This is a genomic window from Frankia sp. CeTa3Moorea (assembly GCF_978021225.1).
This window is the reverse complement of sequence record NZ_CDXDOR010000031.1, coordinates 12,230-30,543: the sequence shown is the minus strand read 5'-3', so window position 1 is coordinate 30,543 and position 18,314 is coordinate 12,230. Positions and strand designations below refer to the sequence as shown.

Annotated in this window: 5 protein-coding genes; all 5 read left to right on the top strand. The window is 70.8% G+C overall.

The features are described 5' to 3' along the window. Positions 1 to 1,080: serine/threonine-protein kinase (locus tag AC08OV_RS08370; RefSeq protein WP_476619510.1), on the top strand; the 1,080-nt coding region annotated here is incomplete at its 5' end. 101 nt (positions 1,081 to 1,181) lie between these two features. Further along, complete coding sequence (locus AC08OV_RS08365) at positions 1,182 to 4,058, top strand: helicase-related protein (protein ID WP_476619509.1); 2,877 nt, start codon at positions 1,182 to 1,184, stop codon at positions 4,056 to 4,058. Beyond that, positions 4,055 to 9,253, top strand: coding sequence for a hypothetical protein (locus AC08OV_RS08360; protein ID WP_476612484.1), 5,199 nt, complete (start codon positions 4,055 to 4,057; stop codon positions 9,251 to 9,253). Before AC08OV_RS08365 ends, AC08OV_RS08360 begins: the two co-directional genes overlap by 4 nt. Beyond that, the gene (locus AC08OV_RS08355; RefSeq protein WP_476619508.1) at positions 9,250 to 15,975 is read left to right on the top strand and encodes a DEAD/DEAH box helicase; all 6,726 of its coding nucleotides are present in this window, start codon (positions 9,250 to 9,252) and stop codon (positions 15,973 to 15,975) included. Before AC08OV_RS08360 ends, AC08OV_RS08355 begins: the two co-directional genes overlap by 4 nt. Further along, positions 15,972 to 18,293, top strand: coding sequence for a UvrD-helicase domain-containing protein (locus tag AC08OV_RS08350; protein WP_476612482.1), 2,322 nt, complete (start codon positions 15,972 to 15,974; stop codon positions 18,291 to 18,293). Before AC08OV_RS08355 ends, AC08OV_RS08350 begins: the two co-directional genes overlap by 4 nt. Positions 18,294 to 18,314 lie beyond the last annotated feature (21 nt).

Sequence of the window (18,314 nt, the reverse complement as noted above, 5' to 3'; positions counted from 1 at the left end):
TCAGGTGACGAGGTCGACAACCTTCGGATGGTGTTCGGGTCGCGGGTCGCCCGCTTCGAGGACGCCGATCTGGAGGGCGATCCGCCCTGGCTGGCAGTTGAGTACGTACCGGGCCGCACACTCGCCCAACATGTTGAGCTTCATGGGCCGTTGGGACCAGATCTGGTGGCCATCCTCGCCGCGATGCTGTGTGAGGGGCTCTCGAAGGTGCACCGAGTCGGGCTGCTGCATCGCGACCTGAAGCCGCAGAACATTATGCTCGGCCCGGACGGTGCGAAGATTCTCGACTTCGGCCTCGCCGTGCTTGCGAACCGCCGAGTGCATCTCACCGACCCGGGCAGCATCGTCGGCACGATCGCCTACATGCCTCCCGAACAGGCCCGGGACGGACGGGATCTCACTGTCGCGGCCGACGTCTACGCGCTGGGGGCCACCCTCGCCTTCGCGGCGACCGGGCGGCTGCTTTATCCGTCGGTCCCCGTGGTAGCGGTCCTGAACGCCGTCATGGACCCGGATACACCCCCCGATCTGACTGCCGTCCCCGCCGAGCTCGCGCCACTCGTCGCCGGCATGGTGGCATTCGACCCGGTGGCGCGGCCCGAGCTCATGGCGGTGGCAGCGGCGATGCTCGCGACGACCGCCGTACCCGCGGCCGTGCTGCGCCAGCGTTTCGTCCAGACGACGTACCCGGCTACATCGCCGGCTACATCGCCAGTCTCGCTTCCTGCCCTCTCGCTTCCTGACTCGCTGGCCGACCCGGTCGTCGACGGCGAGGGGGGTTACCACGGCGGCAGTGACCGCGACCGTGACGGCGACGACCGTGACGGCGACGACCGTGACGGCGACGACCGTGACGGCGACGACCGTGACGGCGACGAGGGTGGCGGCGAGGAGGGTGGCGGCGGTGACGTGACGGTGGGCCTGGCGGACCCCGCTGGCAACGGCCCGACAGTCCACGGGCCAGAATCGGAACGCCGCCCGAGGCCGGGTCGCCCGAGTCCGGGTGTAGAGCCCACGGTGGACGTGTCGTGGCTGGTCCGCGAGTTGCGAGCCGACTACGCGCGGGACGCCCGGTTCTGAATACCGGCGCGTCGGGCACACGGTCGGGCGTGACGACGTCTCACGGCGAAGACGAGGCGACGCTTCACAGTGGAGAGCTCACGGTGGAGAAAGGTACAGGGGTGGTCGCGGCAGCAGAGCCCGGGGCACGGTACGCGGCAGGGGCACGGTACGCGGCAGGGGCGCGAGTCCTGGTCCGGGACGAAGAGTGGCTGGTCCGCCAGGTGACCCTGACCGACCACGACGGGTACCTGCTGCGAGTGGTCGGGGCGTCCGAGTTCGTCCAGGACGAGGAGGCCGTCTTCCTCGACGGGCTGGAGCACATCGAGGTGCTGCGCCCCGAGGACACGAAGCTGGTGCGTGACACCACGCCGACGTTCCGGCGAAGCCGGCTCTACCTGGAGGCGGTCCTGCGCCGTACCCCGCTTCCCCGCACCGAGAAGGGACTGGCACTGGCCGAGGGGTTCCTCCTGGACTCCCACGACTACCAGCAGCGCCCGGCTGAGAAGGCGCTGGCCGGGCTGCGGCCACGCATCCTGATCGGGGACGTCGTCGGTCTCGGCAAGACTCTTGAGATCGGACTGATCCTGGCCGAGCTGGTGCGGCGAGGGCGCGGCGACCGCATCCTCGTCGTCACCCCGCAGCACGTGCTCGAGCAGTTCCAGCACGAGTTGTGGACGCGCTTCGCGTTGCCGCTGGTCCGGCTGGACTCGCTCGGTATCCAGCGCATCCAGCAGGAGATCCCGGCGGGCCGTAATCCGTTCACGTACTTCAAGCGAGTGATCGTCTCGATCGACACGCTGAAGGACGTGGGAATGTACGAGCACCACCTCAGGAACACGACGTGGGACGCCGTGGTGATCGACGAGTCCCACAACCTGATCGGCGAGACGAGCCTACGCAAACGTCTCGCGAAGCTGCTCGCCGTCCGGACCGACGCGCTTGTGCTGGCCAGCGCCACCCCGCACAACGGTGACAAGCAGTCGTTTGCCGAACTCGTCCGGCTGCTGGAGCCGACGGCGGTCACCGACATCAAGAACTACACCCGCGACGAGATCGACCCTTACTACATCCGCCGCACGAAGACGGACCGGGAGGTGACCGACAAGATCGCGGACGAGTGGGCGCCCCGGGCGCCGTCGATTTCCTGCCGGTGCCCGGCGACACCTGCGGAGGAGAAGGTCTTCGCCGAGCTGGCGGCCGTCTGGCTGCCCGCTTCGGGCGAGCCGCCGGACCCGGCCGTCGTCGGCAAGGAGCGGCGGCTGTTTCCCTACACCCTGGTGAAGGCGTTTCTGTCCTCCCACCTGGCGCTCATCGAGACGGTCGACAACCGGTTGGCGTCGAAGAGCTGCGCCAGCCCCGCCGAGCGGGCGGCACTCGAACGGCTACGCGAGCTGGCGGGCGCCATCCCGGACGACCCCGGCGCTACCCCGGCCAAGCTCACCCGGCTTCTCCGGGAGCTCCGTGAGATCGGCGCCGGCCCGGCGTCGAACACCCGCGTCGTGGTGTTCTCGGAACGAATCAGGACGCTGCGTTGGCTGTCCGTAGTCGTTCCCGCGGCACTCGGGTTCTCCGCGAAGGCGACCGAAACCGCGGTGAAGGTCCTGCACGGTGGGCTGACGGACACCGCGCAGCAGGAGATCGTCGAGCAGTTCTCCCTCGGGGGAAACCCGCTGCGCCTGCTGTTCACCGGCGACATCGCGTCCGAGGGCGTGAACCTGCACCGCGAATGTCACCACCTTGTCCACTACGATCTGCCGTGGAGCCTGATTCGGATCGAGCAGCGCAACGGCCGGATCGACCGGTACGGGCAGAAGCACGAGCCGCAGTTCCGGGCCATCGTGCTGACATCGGCGGTCGACGGGGCGAAGGACGACACCGTCGTCGCCGAGAAACTCCTCCAGCGGGAGGACGAGGCGCATCGTACCCTGGGCACCGCGGAAGCGGTGACCGGCGAGTTCCGCGCCGAGCTGGAAGAACAGCGCATGGTGCGCAACCTCGTCGCCGGCCGCCCGGTGGAGGAGGCCCTTGTGCCACGGACCGCGGCGTCGGTCATGGCGAGCCTGCTCAGCGGGTCCGGCCCCGAGGTCGCACCGCCGCCGGCGCGCGCGAAGCTGCCGACGCTGTTCGGCGCCACCGAGCAGTTCGTGGACGAGGCGCTGCGCGAGGTGTTCGCCGACGACCCGGAGACCGCGTTGGCGCTGCGGCGCGAGCCCGGCCTGCTGTCCTTCGACGCCCCCGAGGACCTTGAGCACCGGCTGTCGGACCTGCCCCGCTCGTACCTGGCGGACCAACGCTCGGCCGACGGGGTGCTCCGGCTGAGACTGACGTTCGACCGGGACTTCGCCGACGCCAAGCTCACCGAGGCCCGTCGGCGTACCAGGACCTCCTGGCCGGATGTGGGCTTCGTCAGCGAGATCCACCCGGTTGTCGACTGGCTGGTCGACAAGGTGCTCGTCCGGCTCGGCCGCCAGCAGGCACCGGTCCTCGTCGCCGAGGTCACCGAGCCGGTGTTCCTGGTCCAGGGCGTCTACTGCAACCGCGTCGGCCAGCCGACTGTGGTGCGGTGGATGGCCGTGTCCGGCCTGCCGGACGAGCCTCGGGTGGAGGAGATGGAACAGGTACTGAAAGAGGCGGGGGTTGGCCCGGCGATGACGAACCCTCCCACCGAGATCGACCTCGATGGGTTGCGACGGCTGGTCCCAGCGGCGGTTGCCGCGGCGGCCCGCGAGCTGAAGCGCCAGCGGATGCACTGGGACGCCAGCATCGCGGCACCGTTGGAGGCCTACCGGGCGATGCTCCGCGCCTGGCGGCAGCGCAGCCTGTTCGACGAGGACGACACCCGCTCGGCGACGATCCTGCTGCCGGCGGCTGGTCGGTCCCGGCGCAAGAAGGACGTCGAGGACACCGTGGTCGAACAAATCAAGATCGTTGATCGTCTTGAGACCTCGGGCGAGCCGCTGCTGCGGGTGCTCGCGGTCCTGGAGCCTGGCCGGTGAGCTTCGAGGCACTGACGAACCGGGGTGAGTACCTGTCGCCGTACTACCTGACCGAGGTGCTGCCCCAGGAGATCCGCAAGACCGCGGTCCCCCGGTGGGCCGACCAGGAGAAGGCCGCCGCCGCGAGCCCGCGAACAGGCGTCAGAAGACTGCGTTCGGAGTACTTCGCCCGCAAGCCGGCGGCCGTGGGAGTCGACGGGCTGGACGCCGAGCACCGCCGCAAGGAGCTTCTCCAGCTACACGACGAGGTGCTGGCCGCGCTGGGGTTCGAGCCACGCCGCGAGGTCGTCACCGTGACTCGCGCCGGGTCCGAAAGCGTCGTTCCCGTGGTGTACGCCGGGGGTGGCCTGGTCGACGATGTCGGGGACGGTGGCCTCAGGGACGGTGGCCTCAGGGACGGTGGCCTCAGGGACGGTGGCCTCAGGGACGGTGGCGTCGTCGCCGTCGAATGTGCCTGGGCCGCGGACATCGACGCCGCCGCCGATCCGGACGGCGGGGGCAAGCTGCTTGACCCGGTGCAGCTCGACAACCGCGAACGCATCGAGCACGGCACGAAACTGGCCAGCCACCTGTTCGCCGCCGACAGGGGCGCACCGCGTTACGTGCTGATCCTCAACGGCGGGGTGGTGACCCTCGCCGACCGGTACACCTGGAGTGAGGGCCGGTACCTGGCCGTCAGCTTCGACGTGGCGTTCGCCCGCAACGACACCCGGCCGGGCGGCGAACTGGACGTGATCGCGGCGCTGTTCGGCGCCGACGCGCTGCGACCGCCGCCGCAGGGCGGCCCGGAGCCGTTGGCCGAGCTGGTCGCCGGGTCGCGGCGGCAGGCCGCCGGGGTCTCGTCCGAGCTGCGGGAGGGGCTGCGGCTGTCCGTCGAGCACATCGCCGGCGAGGTGCTTGCCCGGTTGCGTGACGCCGGAATCCACCCGGAGGAGATCATGGCGCCCGACGAGCTCGGCCGCCAACTTACCCGGGAGTCGTTACGCTACCTCTACCGCATCCTGTTCCTGCTGTACGCCGAGGCGCGACCGGAGCTGGGTGTGCTCCCGGCCGAATACCCTGAATACGTCGAGGGGTACAGCCTGGCCCGACTCGGTGACCTGGTGGCCCGGCGCCGGCCCACCGGCGACGACGCGCGCAACCGGTTCTACCTGTACGAGTCGCTGGACCTGCTGTTCACGATGGTCAACACCGGCTACCGGCCGGTCGATGGTCAGCCGAAGAGTGACGGGGAGGGGCTGCGGTTCGAGCCGCTGCGCTCGGAGCTGTTCGCGACGGACGCGGTGCGGCTGATCAGCCGCGCGCTGCCCGTCCCGGCGCGGGAGGGCACCGACGGTCCGACGGTTGATACCCGGCTGCGTAACGGCTGCCTGTACGAGGTGCTGCGGCTGCTGATGCTGACGCGGGGGAAGAAGGGGCCGCGGCGGGGGAAGGGCCGGCGCGGCGGCTTCATCTCCTACGCTCAGTTGGGCATCAACCAGCTCGGTGCCGTCTACGAAGGGTTAATGTCCTACACCGGGTTCATCGCGAGCGAGGAGCTTTACGAGGTCGCCAAGGGCGGCAACCCGGCCGACGGCAGCTGGATGGTACCCGCGTCGAAGATCGACGAGTATGCGGACGAGGTGTTCGTCCGCCACCTGAGCGAGGAGACCGGCCGGCGTACCGGCCCGCGCGTGCGGTACCCGAAGGGCTCGTTCGTCTACCGGCTCGCCGGCCGGGACCGGCAGACCAGCGCCTCGTACTACACCCCGCCGTCGCTGACCGAGGTCACCGTCCAGCTCGCGCTGCGCCACCGGCTCGACCAGAACGGTACGAAGACCAGGTCTCGCGAGCTGCTCGACTGGACGATCTGTGAACCGGCGCTGGGTTCCGGGGCCTTCCTCAACGAGGCGATCAACCAGGTCGCGGCCGAGTACCTGAAACGAGCACAGCACGAGCGGCAGGAGCGCCTCGACCCGGAGCGCTACGCCGTCGAGCTGCAGCGCACGAAGGCGTATATCGCCCTGCACAACAGCTACGGCGTCGACCTGAACAGCACCGCCGTCGAGCTCGCCGAGATCTCGCTGTGGCTCAACGTCATGCACGCCGGCCTGCAGGCGCCCTGGTTCGGCCTGCATCTGCGGCGAGGCAACTCGCTGATCGGGGCCGGGCGCCGTCTCTACCCCCGCGACCAGCTCGCCGACCGGGCCTGGCTGCACACCGCGCCGACCGACCACCCGTTCCGTGCCGGTGAGCTGCCGCCGAGGACGATCCACCACTTCCTGCTGCCGGCCGACGGCTGGGGCGCGGTCGCGAAGGAGCCGGAGGCCAAGGCGCTGGCGCCGAACCAGGCCAAGGCGCTGGCGGCGTGGCGCCGAAGCATCACGAAGTCGCCGGCGACGAAGGGAAAGGTCTCACCGCAGGTCAGACGGCTGGAGGCCCTGGCGCGGCGGGTCGAGTTCCTGTGGGGCCTGGTCCGGCAGCGGCTGGAGATCTCCGAGGCGGAGATCCGCCGGGACATCAAGGTCTGGGGCGCCGGCGACCTGCCGCCGGTGGACGGAAAGATCCCGCGCGACAAGGTGCGTAAGGACCTCGATTATCCCGGCACCCCGTTCTGGCGGCTCAAGACGCTGATGGACGTCTGGTGCGCGCTGTGGTTCTGGCCGCTGGACAAAGCCGGGATGCTCGACGGCTCGGCCGACGAGTACGCCGCGAACCCGATTGTCGTCACCCGGGCCGCGCCCGAACCGCCCGCCGACCCCGGCCCGGTCGGCCAGCCGGCGACATGGGAGTCGCGCTCGATCTTCGAGGAGGACCAGCAGGTCGACCCGGATGTCGCCGCCTCGACAACGTCGACCGCCCCGCGGAACGCGCCGCGGCCGGACAGGAAGCTGGTCGAACGGCTCCGGCGACTCGTGCCGCTGGCCACCCTGGACGACTGGCTCGCCTTCGCCGAGGCGCTGATCGGCCGCAACGAGATCCCCGACGACGCGTTCGTCTCCCGCTTCACCACCCTCGACGAGTTGGAGGAGTACGAGAACGAGCTGGCGCCGTGGGTCGGGCAGGACGAGCCGACCAGCCTGGCGGAACGCTTCCCGTGGCTCGCCACCGCCGAGGAGATCGCCGACCGGCGGGGCTTCTTCCACTGGGAGGTGGAGTTCGCCCAGGCCTTCGCCCGGGGCGGTTTCGACCTCCAGGTCGGCAACCCGCCCTGGGTCCGTCCGCGCTGGGAGGAGAACGTCGTCCTCGCCGAACACGACCCCTGGTTCATGCTCAACGAGGCGGCCGGCTTCCAGAACCGGCGGACCCGGAAGGACACGCAACTGGACGACCGGCGGGCGCGGGAGAGCTATCTCGCCGAGTTGTCGGCGAACGCGGCCATGGTCGCCTCCCTCGGCTCACCGGCCACCTATCCGCTGCTGGCCGGCTCGCAGCCGAACCTGTACCGGGCCTTCATGGTCCAGGTCTGGCGGCATGCCAGCCCGCCTGGGATCTCCGGCCTGATCCACCCCGATTCGCACTTCGCGGGAGCGCAGGAGGTGACGCTGCGCGCCGCCGCCTACCACCACCTGCGGCTGCACGGGCACTTCCAGAACCAACGCCTGATCTTCCCGGAGATTGACTGGAGCCGTCAGTTCGGAGTCCAGATCTACGGCCACCACCAGCCCATCCACTTCCAGCACCTGAGCTGGCTGTTCGGGCCGGAGACGCTCACGGCCTCGCTCGACCACGACGGGAGCGGCCCGCTGCCGGGCATCAAGTACGACGGCACGTGGGACCTCCGGCCCCACACCGGCCGCATCGTCACCGTCACCGATGACGTACTCACGGACTGGATGCTTCTGATCGGCGAAAGCGACCACCCCCCCGACACCGCCCGGCTGCTCTACCCGGTCACGGTCGAGGAGCAGTCGGCCATCGGGGCGCTCACCAGGTGGGCACACCGGCTCGGCCAGGTGAACCCGAGGATCAGCTCTGGCTACCACGAGTCCGGCGCCAAGAAGGCCCGGCTCATCGAGGAAGAATTCGCCGGTCCGAAGGAATGGTCGGAGGTAATCCTCCGCGGCCCACAGTTCTCGCTGGCCACCCCGGTCGCGAAGCAGCCTCCCCGCACCGGGCGCTACGACGAACCGGTCGACCCACGCTACCTGGACGCCGGTTACGTGCCGACGACCGACTACCGGCGCGCAACCGATATCGAGACCTTCCGTGCCGCCCAGGACCGCTGGCTCGACCACGCAGACCTTGAGGAGTTGCGTGGCTCTCCGGCGGCCGTGAATGATGCACGTCGCGCCCTCGCTGCCGCCGCGGATGCCGATCCCGTCGCCATCGACGACGAGGCGGTAGCCGCCTACCTCCACGGGAGAGCGCGACGGCCCTACACGGACTTCTTCCGAGTCGCCTGGCGCCGGCGAATCGCCAACAATACGTTCCGCAGCCATTTCGTCGCCCTGATTCCACCAGGGCCGGCGCACATCCATGCAGTACACAGCATGTCCCTGAATTCGAATCGAGAAACGGCTCTTACGGCAGGATTCTGGTCCGCATTGGCGGTGGACTATTTTGTACGAGTAACAGGGCGTAGCGACCTTGAGGTAACTGACGCCAATATATTGCCGGCGCCGATTATGGACCATCCGTTGGCCGGGGCGATCCTGCTGCGGACGCTGCGGTTGAACTGCCTGACGTCGGCCTACGCGCCGCTGTGGAGTGAGGTGTTCGACCAGGCCTGGGGTGACGACGGCTGGGTGATCCCCACGCCGAACACTCCGCCGCTCGGTGACGTCCGGCCGGAGTGGGACGTGCGGTCGCCGCTGCGGACCGAGCTGGCGCGGCGGGCGGCGCTGGTCGAGCTGGACGCGCTGGTCTCGGTGATGATGAACATCTCGGCGGATCAGCTCGTCGCCCTGTACCTCGCGCGCTTCCCCCAGCTTCAGGCCTATGAGGAAGACACCTGGTTCGATCTCGCCGGTCGCAAGATATGCGGCGACCGCAACTCGTTCGGGTTCGGCCAGACCAAGGAGCACTACGTCCAGTTGCGTAAGCACCTGGAGGACCCTCGCCACGAGCCGCCGCCGGAAGGGTATGCTGCCCCGTTCCACAAGGCGGACCGGGAGGCGGAGATGCGGCAGGCGCACGCCGCGTTCAGTGCCCGGCTGCGGGCCGCCCAGGACGTGGGCTGGCGGGAGCCTGAGCCACCGGAGTCGGGCGGATGAGGCCGACGTTCGCCGCCGACAGCCTGCGGCGCAACCTGACGCAGTTCCTCACCACGACGTTCGCCCTCGCCGACGCGGACGAACGGGCCGCGCTCGCGCGCTTTCTGGAGCATCCCGAGCACGGCATCTACCGCGGGCCGTACCTGCGTGTCCGCATCCTGTTCCGGCCGGCGGCCGACGGCTGGCAACGACACCTCCAGTGGCATCCGGGCGGGGGCTGGACGCCCTACGAACACCAGGCCCGGGCGTTCGAGCGGCTGAGCACCCTGCATTCCCCGGCCGAGCCGACGCTGGTGACCACCGGCACCGGCTCCGGCAAGACCGAGGCGTTCCTCGTCCCGGTCCTGGATCACTGCGAGCGGGCCGGCCGGGCCGGGCCGGCAGGCCGGCGCGGCGTCAAGGCGCTGCTGCTCTACCCGATGAACGCGCTGGCCTCCGACCAGACGCAGCGCATCGACGAGTTCCTCGCCCGGCCGGGCCTGGAACACGTGACCGCCGGGCTGTACGTCGGCGACGTGGCGGAGACGACCTACGCCCGGGTGATGACCTCCCGCGCGGAGATGCGCCGCAACCCGCCGGACATCCTGGTCACCAACTACAAGATGCTCGACCAACTGCTGCAGCGGGCCGACGACGTGCCGCTGTGGGAGGGTGCCGAGCTCGCGTATGTCGTGCTCGACGAGTTCCACTCCTACGACGGCGCCCAGGGCACCGACGTCGCGATGCTGCTGCGGCGGCTCGGCGCCGTCACCGGCCAGGCCGAGCCGGGCCGTCCGCTCGGGGCCGCCTGCCCGGTCGCCACCTCGGCGACCCTCGGCGAGGGCCAGGGCAGCGACGGCGGCGCGGCCATCCGCGGCGTCGCGGGCCAGGTTTTCGGCACCGTCTTCGACGAGGCGGCGCTGATCGGCGAAGACCGTCAGCGCCCGGAGGAGATTCTCCGCCCGGTCGACTACAACCTGCCGCTGCCGGACCCGGCGGACCTCGCGAGCATTCCCGACCCGGCCCGGGACGCCTGGTCGCTGCGGCGGACCGTGGCGGCCGTGCTCGGCGTGGACACCTTCGACCCGGCCGTGCTCGGCCGGCATCTCCAGCGGCACATCCTCACCCACGCGGTGCTGGGTCTGCTCGGTGACGAGCCCAGGACCGCGGCGGAGATCCTGGAACTGCTCCCACGCCGGGGCGCCTACCGCTGGGGCCTCGCCCTGCAGAACGAACCCGAGGTGGCCGCGCTCGGACTGGCCCGGTTCGTCGGGCTGCTGTCGATGGCCCGCGACCCGGACCGGCCTGAGCTCCCGTTCCTCGGTGTCGAGACGCACCTGTGGGTCCGGGCCGTGTCGCGGCTGCTGCGGGGCGTGGCCCGGCAGCCGACCTTCCTGTGGGACGGCGACCCCCGCCGGGTACCCGTCGCCGACGCCTCCGAGGCCGACGGTGCGGTCGCGGATACCAGTCAGGCGCTGCTCCCGGCGGTCTACTGCCGGCACTGCGGCCGGTCCGGCTGGTCGGCGATCTCGCCCGAGCGCGATCCGCACGAACTCGTCACCGACCCGGCCAAGATCTACCGGGCCGGCGTCGGCCGGGACAAGCGGCGGGTACGCGCCCTGCTCGCCGCGACCCCGGGCGAGATCGCGGGCACCGGCCGCGGCCTGTTCGTGCTCGACTCCGCCGGCAGCCGCCTCCGTCCGTTCGACCCGGCGAAGGACCGCGCCCGGGCCGACCGCCCCGGTTCCGGCAACGGTTCCGGTTCCGGCAACGGTTCCGGTTCCGGTTCCGGCAACGACTCCGGCAACGATGTGGTCGTCCTCGCCGATCTCGGGGACGATCGGGCGGCCAGCCTGGACCGCTGCCCGGCCTGCGGGCTGGACCAGGGCATCCGCTATCTGGGTGCGGGCCTGGCGACGCTGGCCTCGGTCGCCGTCACCCAGCTGTTCACCGGCGGCGAGCTGGCCGGCCGGGAACGGCGCACCCTGCTGTTCAACGACTCGGTGCAGGACGCCGCCCACCGGGCCGGTTTCGTCGCGAACCGCTCGTTCACCTTCTCGCTGCGCTCGCTGCTCGCCGCCCAACTGGTGCCCGGGCAGCCGGTGACTCTCGACGCCGTCGTCGCCGATCTGGTGGCCGCCGCCACCGACCGCGACACCCTTGCCGCGATCATCCCGCCCGACCTGCACGACTCACCCGGTATCGACGCCCTGCTGTCCGGTGAGCACACCGGCAGCCGCGGCACCTGGCGGCTGGTCGCCGACCGGCTGGGGTTCGCCACCGTGCTCGAGTTCGGCCTGCGTTCCCGCCAGGGCCGCACGCTCGAGCTCACCCGCACCGTCGCCGCCGACGTCGTGCTCGACGAACCGGGGAAGGTCGCTGCCCTGTGCCGCGACCTGCTGCTCACCGGCCGGGCCGCGCAGCTCCCGGCCGGGAGCCTGCCCGACGAGGCACGGCTGGAGGCCTTCGTCCGGGGCGTGCTCGAACGGCTGCGCGTCCGCGGCGGCGTCCGCCACACCTGGCTGGCCGGCTACCTCGCCCAGGGCGGCCGCCGGTGGATGGTCTGGGGTGGCCGGCCAGCCGGCATGCCGGCTTTCCCGGAGGGCCTCTCGGCGCCCGCGTTCCTGCTGTCCGGGCCTCGGCGCAACAGCGAGTTCGACCTGCTCACCGCGCGTGGCGGCTGGTACCAGGACTGGGCGCGACGGTGCCTGGGCGGGCTCGACCGGGAGGCCGTCCACGAGTTCCTCGGCCGTCTGCTGCCCGAACTCGCCGGTGCCGGCGTGCTGCGCAGCCACCAGCTCACCGCCGACCCGACACTTTCGGTGTTCGGGCTGCAACCCGGCCACGTTCGGGTCGTCCGGCTCGACGATTCCGCGGCCGAGCTGGCCGGGATCCGCTGCGACTCCTGCTCCTGGGCGCAGACCGTGCCGCCGGAACGGGTCGCCGGCTGGGTCGGGCAGCCCTGCCAGCGGTACCGCTGCGACGGTCACCTCACCGCCGCGCCCGACGCCGCCGCCGTGGGCGACTACTACCGTCGGCTCTACCTCGGGGGCGGGGTGTTCCGGGTGGTGACGGGCGAGCACACCGGCGTCCTTACCCGCGCGCAGCGCGAACAGGTGGAACGGCAGTTCCTCGACGGTACCCGCTACACCGACCCGAACGTGCTGTCCTGCACCCCGACGCTGGAGCTCGGGATCGACATCGGGGAGCTGTCGGCCGTGCTGCTCGCGTCGTTACCGGCTGCGCCCGCGAACTACGTGCAGCGCGCTGGGCGGGCGGGCCGCCGCAGCGGGAACGCGTTCGTGCTGACGCTGCTCGCCAACCGCGCCCGGGACCGTTATTACCTCACCGAACCCCGCGAGATGATCGCTGGCCAGATCGTCCCGCCAGGCTGCTACCTGTCCGCGGTCGAGATCCTGCGGCGCCAGTATGTCGCGCACCTCATCGATCTGGCGGCGCGTCGCCAGCTGCCCGGCGTGCTGCCGCTGCCGCGCCGGGCCGGCGCCCTGTTCGGCCCGACCGGCTGGCTGTCGTCGTTCGGCGCCGCGGCCAAGCGGGCCGGCGCCGACACTGTCGAGGTGTTCCTGTCGCTGTTCGGTGACGACGTCACGGCGCAGGCCGCCGGTGAACTGCGGGTGTTCGCGACCGACCGAGTCGGCGGAATCGGCGGAATCGGCGGAATCGAGGGAATCGAGGGTGCGCTGGCCCGCGTGGACGCCGCCTGGGAAGCCCGGCTGGACGGCCTGCGTCACCGGCTGGCGGCCATCTCGTCCGCCACCGACGCCCTTGCCGACTCCGACCCCGACCAGAAGCGCGAGGCCCGCGGTCTGCGGGCCGAGCAGCGGGCCGTCCGAAAGCGGGTCGCCGAGATCGGCCGGGCCTCGGCGCACGCCACGCTCGTCGAGTTCGGACTGCTGCCGAACTACGCCCTGATCGACACCAACACCATGCTCGAAGCGACCCTGACGTGGGAAGACGGCGGGTCAGGACCCGACGACCGCAGATACCACAGCGAGGTCCGCGAGTACCCGCGCCCCGCCCGGCAGGCGCTGCGTGAGATCGCACCTGGCAACATCTACTACGTCCGGGGATACCAGCATGAGATCAGCGGTCTCGAGATCGGCACGCCGGACAGCCCGGCCTGGGAACACTGGCGGGTGTGCCCCGCCTGCGGCCACGTGCGCACCGAACACGCCATCCAGGACCCGAGCGCCTGCCCTCGCTGCGGCAGCGGCGGCATCGCCGACTCGGGGAACCTGTACCAGGTGCTACGGCCCAGCAAGGTGACCGCGGTTGACCGCCGCGATGACGCGCGCATCCGGGACGACGCCGAGGACCGCGTCGTCCGGGCATACTCGATGGCCCACACGGTGGACGTCGACCCCCAGCAGGTGCTGCGGTCGTGGCGGCACACCGGCATCACCTTCGGGATCGACTACACCCGGACGGCCGTGGTGCGGGAGTTCAACCTCGGCCCGGCGCGGTACGACCGGCCGGCCGGCGACGTCTTCGGCGGCGCCCAGGTTCGGCTCAATCCCTTCCACGCCTGCGTCACCTGCGGCGGTACCCCGGAGGACGGCCCGCCGCCGAGCCCGGCCACCGCGGCGGCAGGCCAGGGTGGCCTGCCCGTGGCGGCCACCGCCACCTCGATGCCGGGAACGGTTCCGCGCGAGGCTCAGCACCACCGGCGGTGGTGTCCGTACCGGCGTTCCCCTTCGGCGGCCCGGCACGTCCCGCTCATCCTGGCGCACGAGCTGCGCACCGAGGCGATCCGCATCCTGGTCCCGGCCGTCACCGCCGCCGTCGACGAACGGATGGCCTCGTTCGCGGCAGCGCTTCGCCTGGGCATCGCGGCCCGCTACGGCGGCGATCCGGATCATCTGCGGATCGTTCGGGCGGTGATGCCCGACGGCGGCCAGCACGGCACCGGGCACGTGCGCCGGTTCCTCGTCGTCCACGACACCCAGCCCGGCGGCACCGGCTACCTGCATCGGCTCTCCGACCCCGACAGCTTCCGGGAGGTGCTCGCCGCCGCGCTGCGGGCCGTCGAGAGCTGCCGGTGCGCCGAGGAAGGACGCGTGGCATGCCACCGGTGCCTGTTACGGGACGCCCGCGACGACGAGTTCCCGCTGATCAGCCGGTTCTACGCGGTGGCGATGCTGCGTTCCCTGCTGGACGGGTGGGACGTCGTCGGTGGCCAGCGCACCGACGAGATCTCGCTGTTCGACCAGGTGGAGAGTGAACTCGAAGCGCGGTTCCTAGCCGGTCTGCTCGACTGGGGCGCCCGTCCCGGAAGCCGGGCGACCGTGACCCGCACCGCAGACACCCATGGCGCACGCACCGCCGACCTGCGCATCAGCCGGCCCGACGGGCAGGTCGTCCACTGGCAGCTGAGGCTGCAGAACACCATTCACGGGACCAGACCAGACGCGCTGTTCGTCCGGGTCGACGCGGCCCCGTCGACTGTCGCGGTGTACCTCGACGGATTCAGCTACCATGCCTCGAAGGAGCACAACCGGATCGCCGACGACGCGGACAAACGAACGCTGCTCCGCGCCCATGACATCGTGGTCTTCCAACTGGCCTGGGACGACGTCGAAGCCTGGTGCGGCCGGCCGGTGGCGCAGCCGCCGGTCTGGCCACCGTACGCCGGCAACGCCCAGGCCGGCGCCCGGGACCTGTATCGGCTCCTGACCGGCCGAGATGTGCGGGAACTGGCCGGCACGGTGTGGGCGAACCCGGTTGAGCTGCTGCTCGCCTACCTCGGGGATCCCGACGCCGAGCTCTGGCGGTCCCGGACGGTCGCGGCGCTGGCCGGCCTGCTCAACCTGCCTGGCTCGCGGACCACCGCGAGCCGCGGCGGCGTGGCGGCAGCGGTACGGGAGGCGCTGACCGCCGGACGGCCGACGACCCGCCCGGGGACGGCCGGACCGGTCACGGTCGTCCGCGTCGAGGACGCCCACCACTGCCCGGTCGTCGTGGTCGCGGATCAGAGCGACGGCGGGCCACCCGTGTGGACCGCACTCGTGCTCGTCGACGACCGCACCGCGACCGTCGCGAACGACACCGATGCCCACCGGCTGCGGTGGGCCGCCTGGCTGTACTGGAGCAATCTGCTGCAGTTCCTTGACTCCGGGGGCGGCGACGGCGTCCAGCTCGCGCGGAGCGCCCTCGGTGAGTTCGACCCGTCGTTGCTCCGGGTCGCGGCGGGATCGGGTGCGCTGTCGGTGCGTCGGTCGGTCCAGCTCGATGCCGAGACCTCGGCCTGGATCGGGACGTCGTCCGGTGCGCATCCCGGGGCGGCTGTCGAGGTAACCGGCCCGGCGCGGCAGCAGCCGGCGGCGGCGGCGGTCGGGCCCGCGTGGCAGGCGGTGCTCAGGATGATCACCGCGACGGAGCCGGGGCTGGTCGAGCTGGTGCGGGAGCTGGCGGCGCGGGATGTGCCGGTACCGGAGGTCGGGTACGAACTCGGCGACGCGGCCTGGCAGGCGGAGCTGGCCTGGCCGGCCGCCAGGATCGGGGTCGTCACCGCGGCCGGGCCGGACGACCCCGAAGGCTCGGGACGCGACGCCGCCTACGCGGCGGCAGGCTGGCTGGTGCGGACCGCGTCCGAATGGCAGGCGTCCGATCTCGCCTCGAACCTCACATCGAATCTCACATCGAACCTCGTAACGAACCCCGCATCGAACCCCGCATCAAGGATCGATGGTCCACTCGGCTCACGGAGGGACAGCCAGTCGTGACCGACCAAGCCAAGGTGACACTTCGCATCCTGGATCGGGCCGACAAGGAGATCCTCAAGCTCACCCGGGCTGAGAAAGGCGGCGTCTACGACTTTCAGAGCGCCTTCCGGCAGAACCCGAACACCCCGAGCCTGCACTTCAAGCGACTCAAGGGCAATTCTCGGCTGTTCTCCGCCCGGATCGGCAAGGATCATCGCGCGTTGCTGCTCCACGTGGGCAACCAGGACTACCTGCTCGTGTCGGTCAAGCACCGCAGCGAGGTCTACGACGGCATCGAGGACAAGTATTCCTACCAGATCAACCGAGTCACCGGCGGCATCGAGGTCGTGGACCTGTCCGCCGTCGGTGACAGCATCGTCGGCCGGTTGTTGCCGCCGGAACGGCAGCTGACCCACACCCGGGTCAGGCCCGCCCAGGTCAGGCCAGAGCCGGCGCCGGGAGCCGGCGACACCGCAGGGGGGGAGCCGGGCGGCCAGAAGGACGTCGAACGGCCGTTGTTCGAGGCCTTCACCGACCAGGACCTGGTCGACCTCGGTGTGGTTCCGGCCCTGCTTCCGCTGATCAGACGGATCGTCGACGAGGACGAGCTGCTCGGGCTCACCGAGGTCGCCCCGCAGCTCACGTCCGACGTGCTCCTGGCGCTGCACGACGGCAAGAGCGTCGAAGAAGTACTCGAACACGTCACCGTGCCGGTGAAGGCCGACAGCCCGGTCGACCCGGAGGACTTCGCCGCGGCGGTTGCCCGGCCGGCGACCCAGGTGACCAGCGACGATGCCGCGCTGCAGGCGGTGCTGGGCGAGTCGTTCGCGCGGTGGCAGGTCTTCCTGCATCCGACCCAGCGCCAGCTCGTGGACCGGGTCTACGGCGGACCGGCGCGGGTCAGTGGCGGGCCGGGAACCGGGAAGACGATCGTCGCGCTGCACCGGGCCGGGCACCTCGCCGCCCGGCTGCCGCCGGGCGATGACAAGCCGATCCTGCTCACCACGTTCAACCGCAACCTTGCCGCCGACCTGCGGGCCCGGTTCCTCGACCTGGTCGGCCCCGACCTCGTCGATCGGGTCGATATCGTCAACATCGACAAGCTCGCGAGCCGGGTTGTCGGTGAGGCCGGGGCGAGCCGTCGCCGGCGGACGATCGACGATGACGCCGCCGTGCGGGAGTGGGCCGCGATGCTTGACGAGGTCGGTGAACGACGGTGGGACGCCGAGTTTCTCGCGGCCGAGTGGGCCGAGGTCGTTCTGGGCCAGGTGCTCCGTTCCCGCACCGACTACTTCAAGGCCCGGCGACCAGGTCGAGGGCGGCCACTGTCCCGAGCCGACCGCGACGCGGTATGGCAACTCGTCGAACGTTTCACCAAGCGCTTAGACGACGCCGGTGTGTGGACGTGGCGCCAGGTAGCCGAATACGCCGCCCGCACCGAACAGGACCGCGCGGCCGCGGTGGTGAGCGCGGCCGGTCAGCCCACCGCTTCCGGCTCCCTGCCCAGGTACCGCTATCGGCATGTCGTCGTGGATGAGGCCCAGGACCTCAACCCGGCGCACTGGAAGATGCTGCGGGCCATGGTCGCGCCAGGTCGGGACGACATCTTCCTCGTCGGCGACACCCACCAGCGAATCTACGATAATTACGTCACGCTTGGTAGTCTCGGCGTGAATATCCGTGGTCGCAGTGCCAAGTTGACGCTGAGCTACCGCACCACCCGTCAGATCCTGTGGACAGCGCTTCGGCTGCTTGCCGGTGAGACGTACGACGACCTCGACGGCGGCGACGACAACCTCGCGGGGTACCGGTCGCTGCTCAGTGGCGGAGAACCCGTGCTCGGTGAGGCTGCCACCTGGGCGGATGAACTGAAGCTCATCAGCGGGCAGATCAGGGTCTGGGAGAGCGCCGGCGACGGTTCGACCAGTGCCGGCGACGGTTCGACCGCCGTGTGCGTGCCGACTCGACGGATGGTGGAGGACGTCGTCACACACCTCGAGGCGAGCGGGATTTCTGCCATCGAGATCGGGCCGGACGGGCCGAAGCGAGCCGACGGCGTCCACGTGGGCACCATGCACCGTTTCAAGGGCCTGGAGTACCGGCGGATCATCATCGGAGGTGCCAGCGCCGGGCTTGTTCCCCGTGGCGTGATCGAGCGGTACCAGGACGTCGACCCAAAGCGGTATCAGCAGGAACGGGCACGAGACCGGTCACTGCTGTTCGTCGCGGCGACCCGCGCCCGCGACGACCTGGCGATCTTCTGGCACGGCCGGCCAAGCCCGTTCCTGGCCACCGCTTGGACGCGGCGTCGCGCCGTTGGGTCGAGCTTGCGCAACTGACGAAGCGCATGCGGGGCGATG

What these genes read in the sequence shown, in the direction of transcription:
- AC08OV_RS08355 (WP_476619508.1), top strand. Translation starts at nt 9,250, where the DNA reads ATGAGGCCGACGTTCGCCGCCGACAGCCTGCGGCGCAACCTGACGCAG.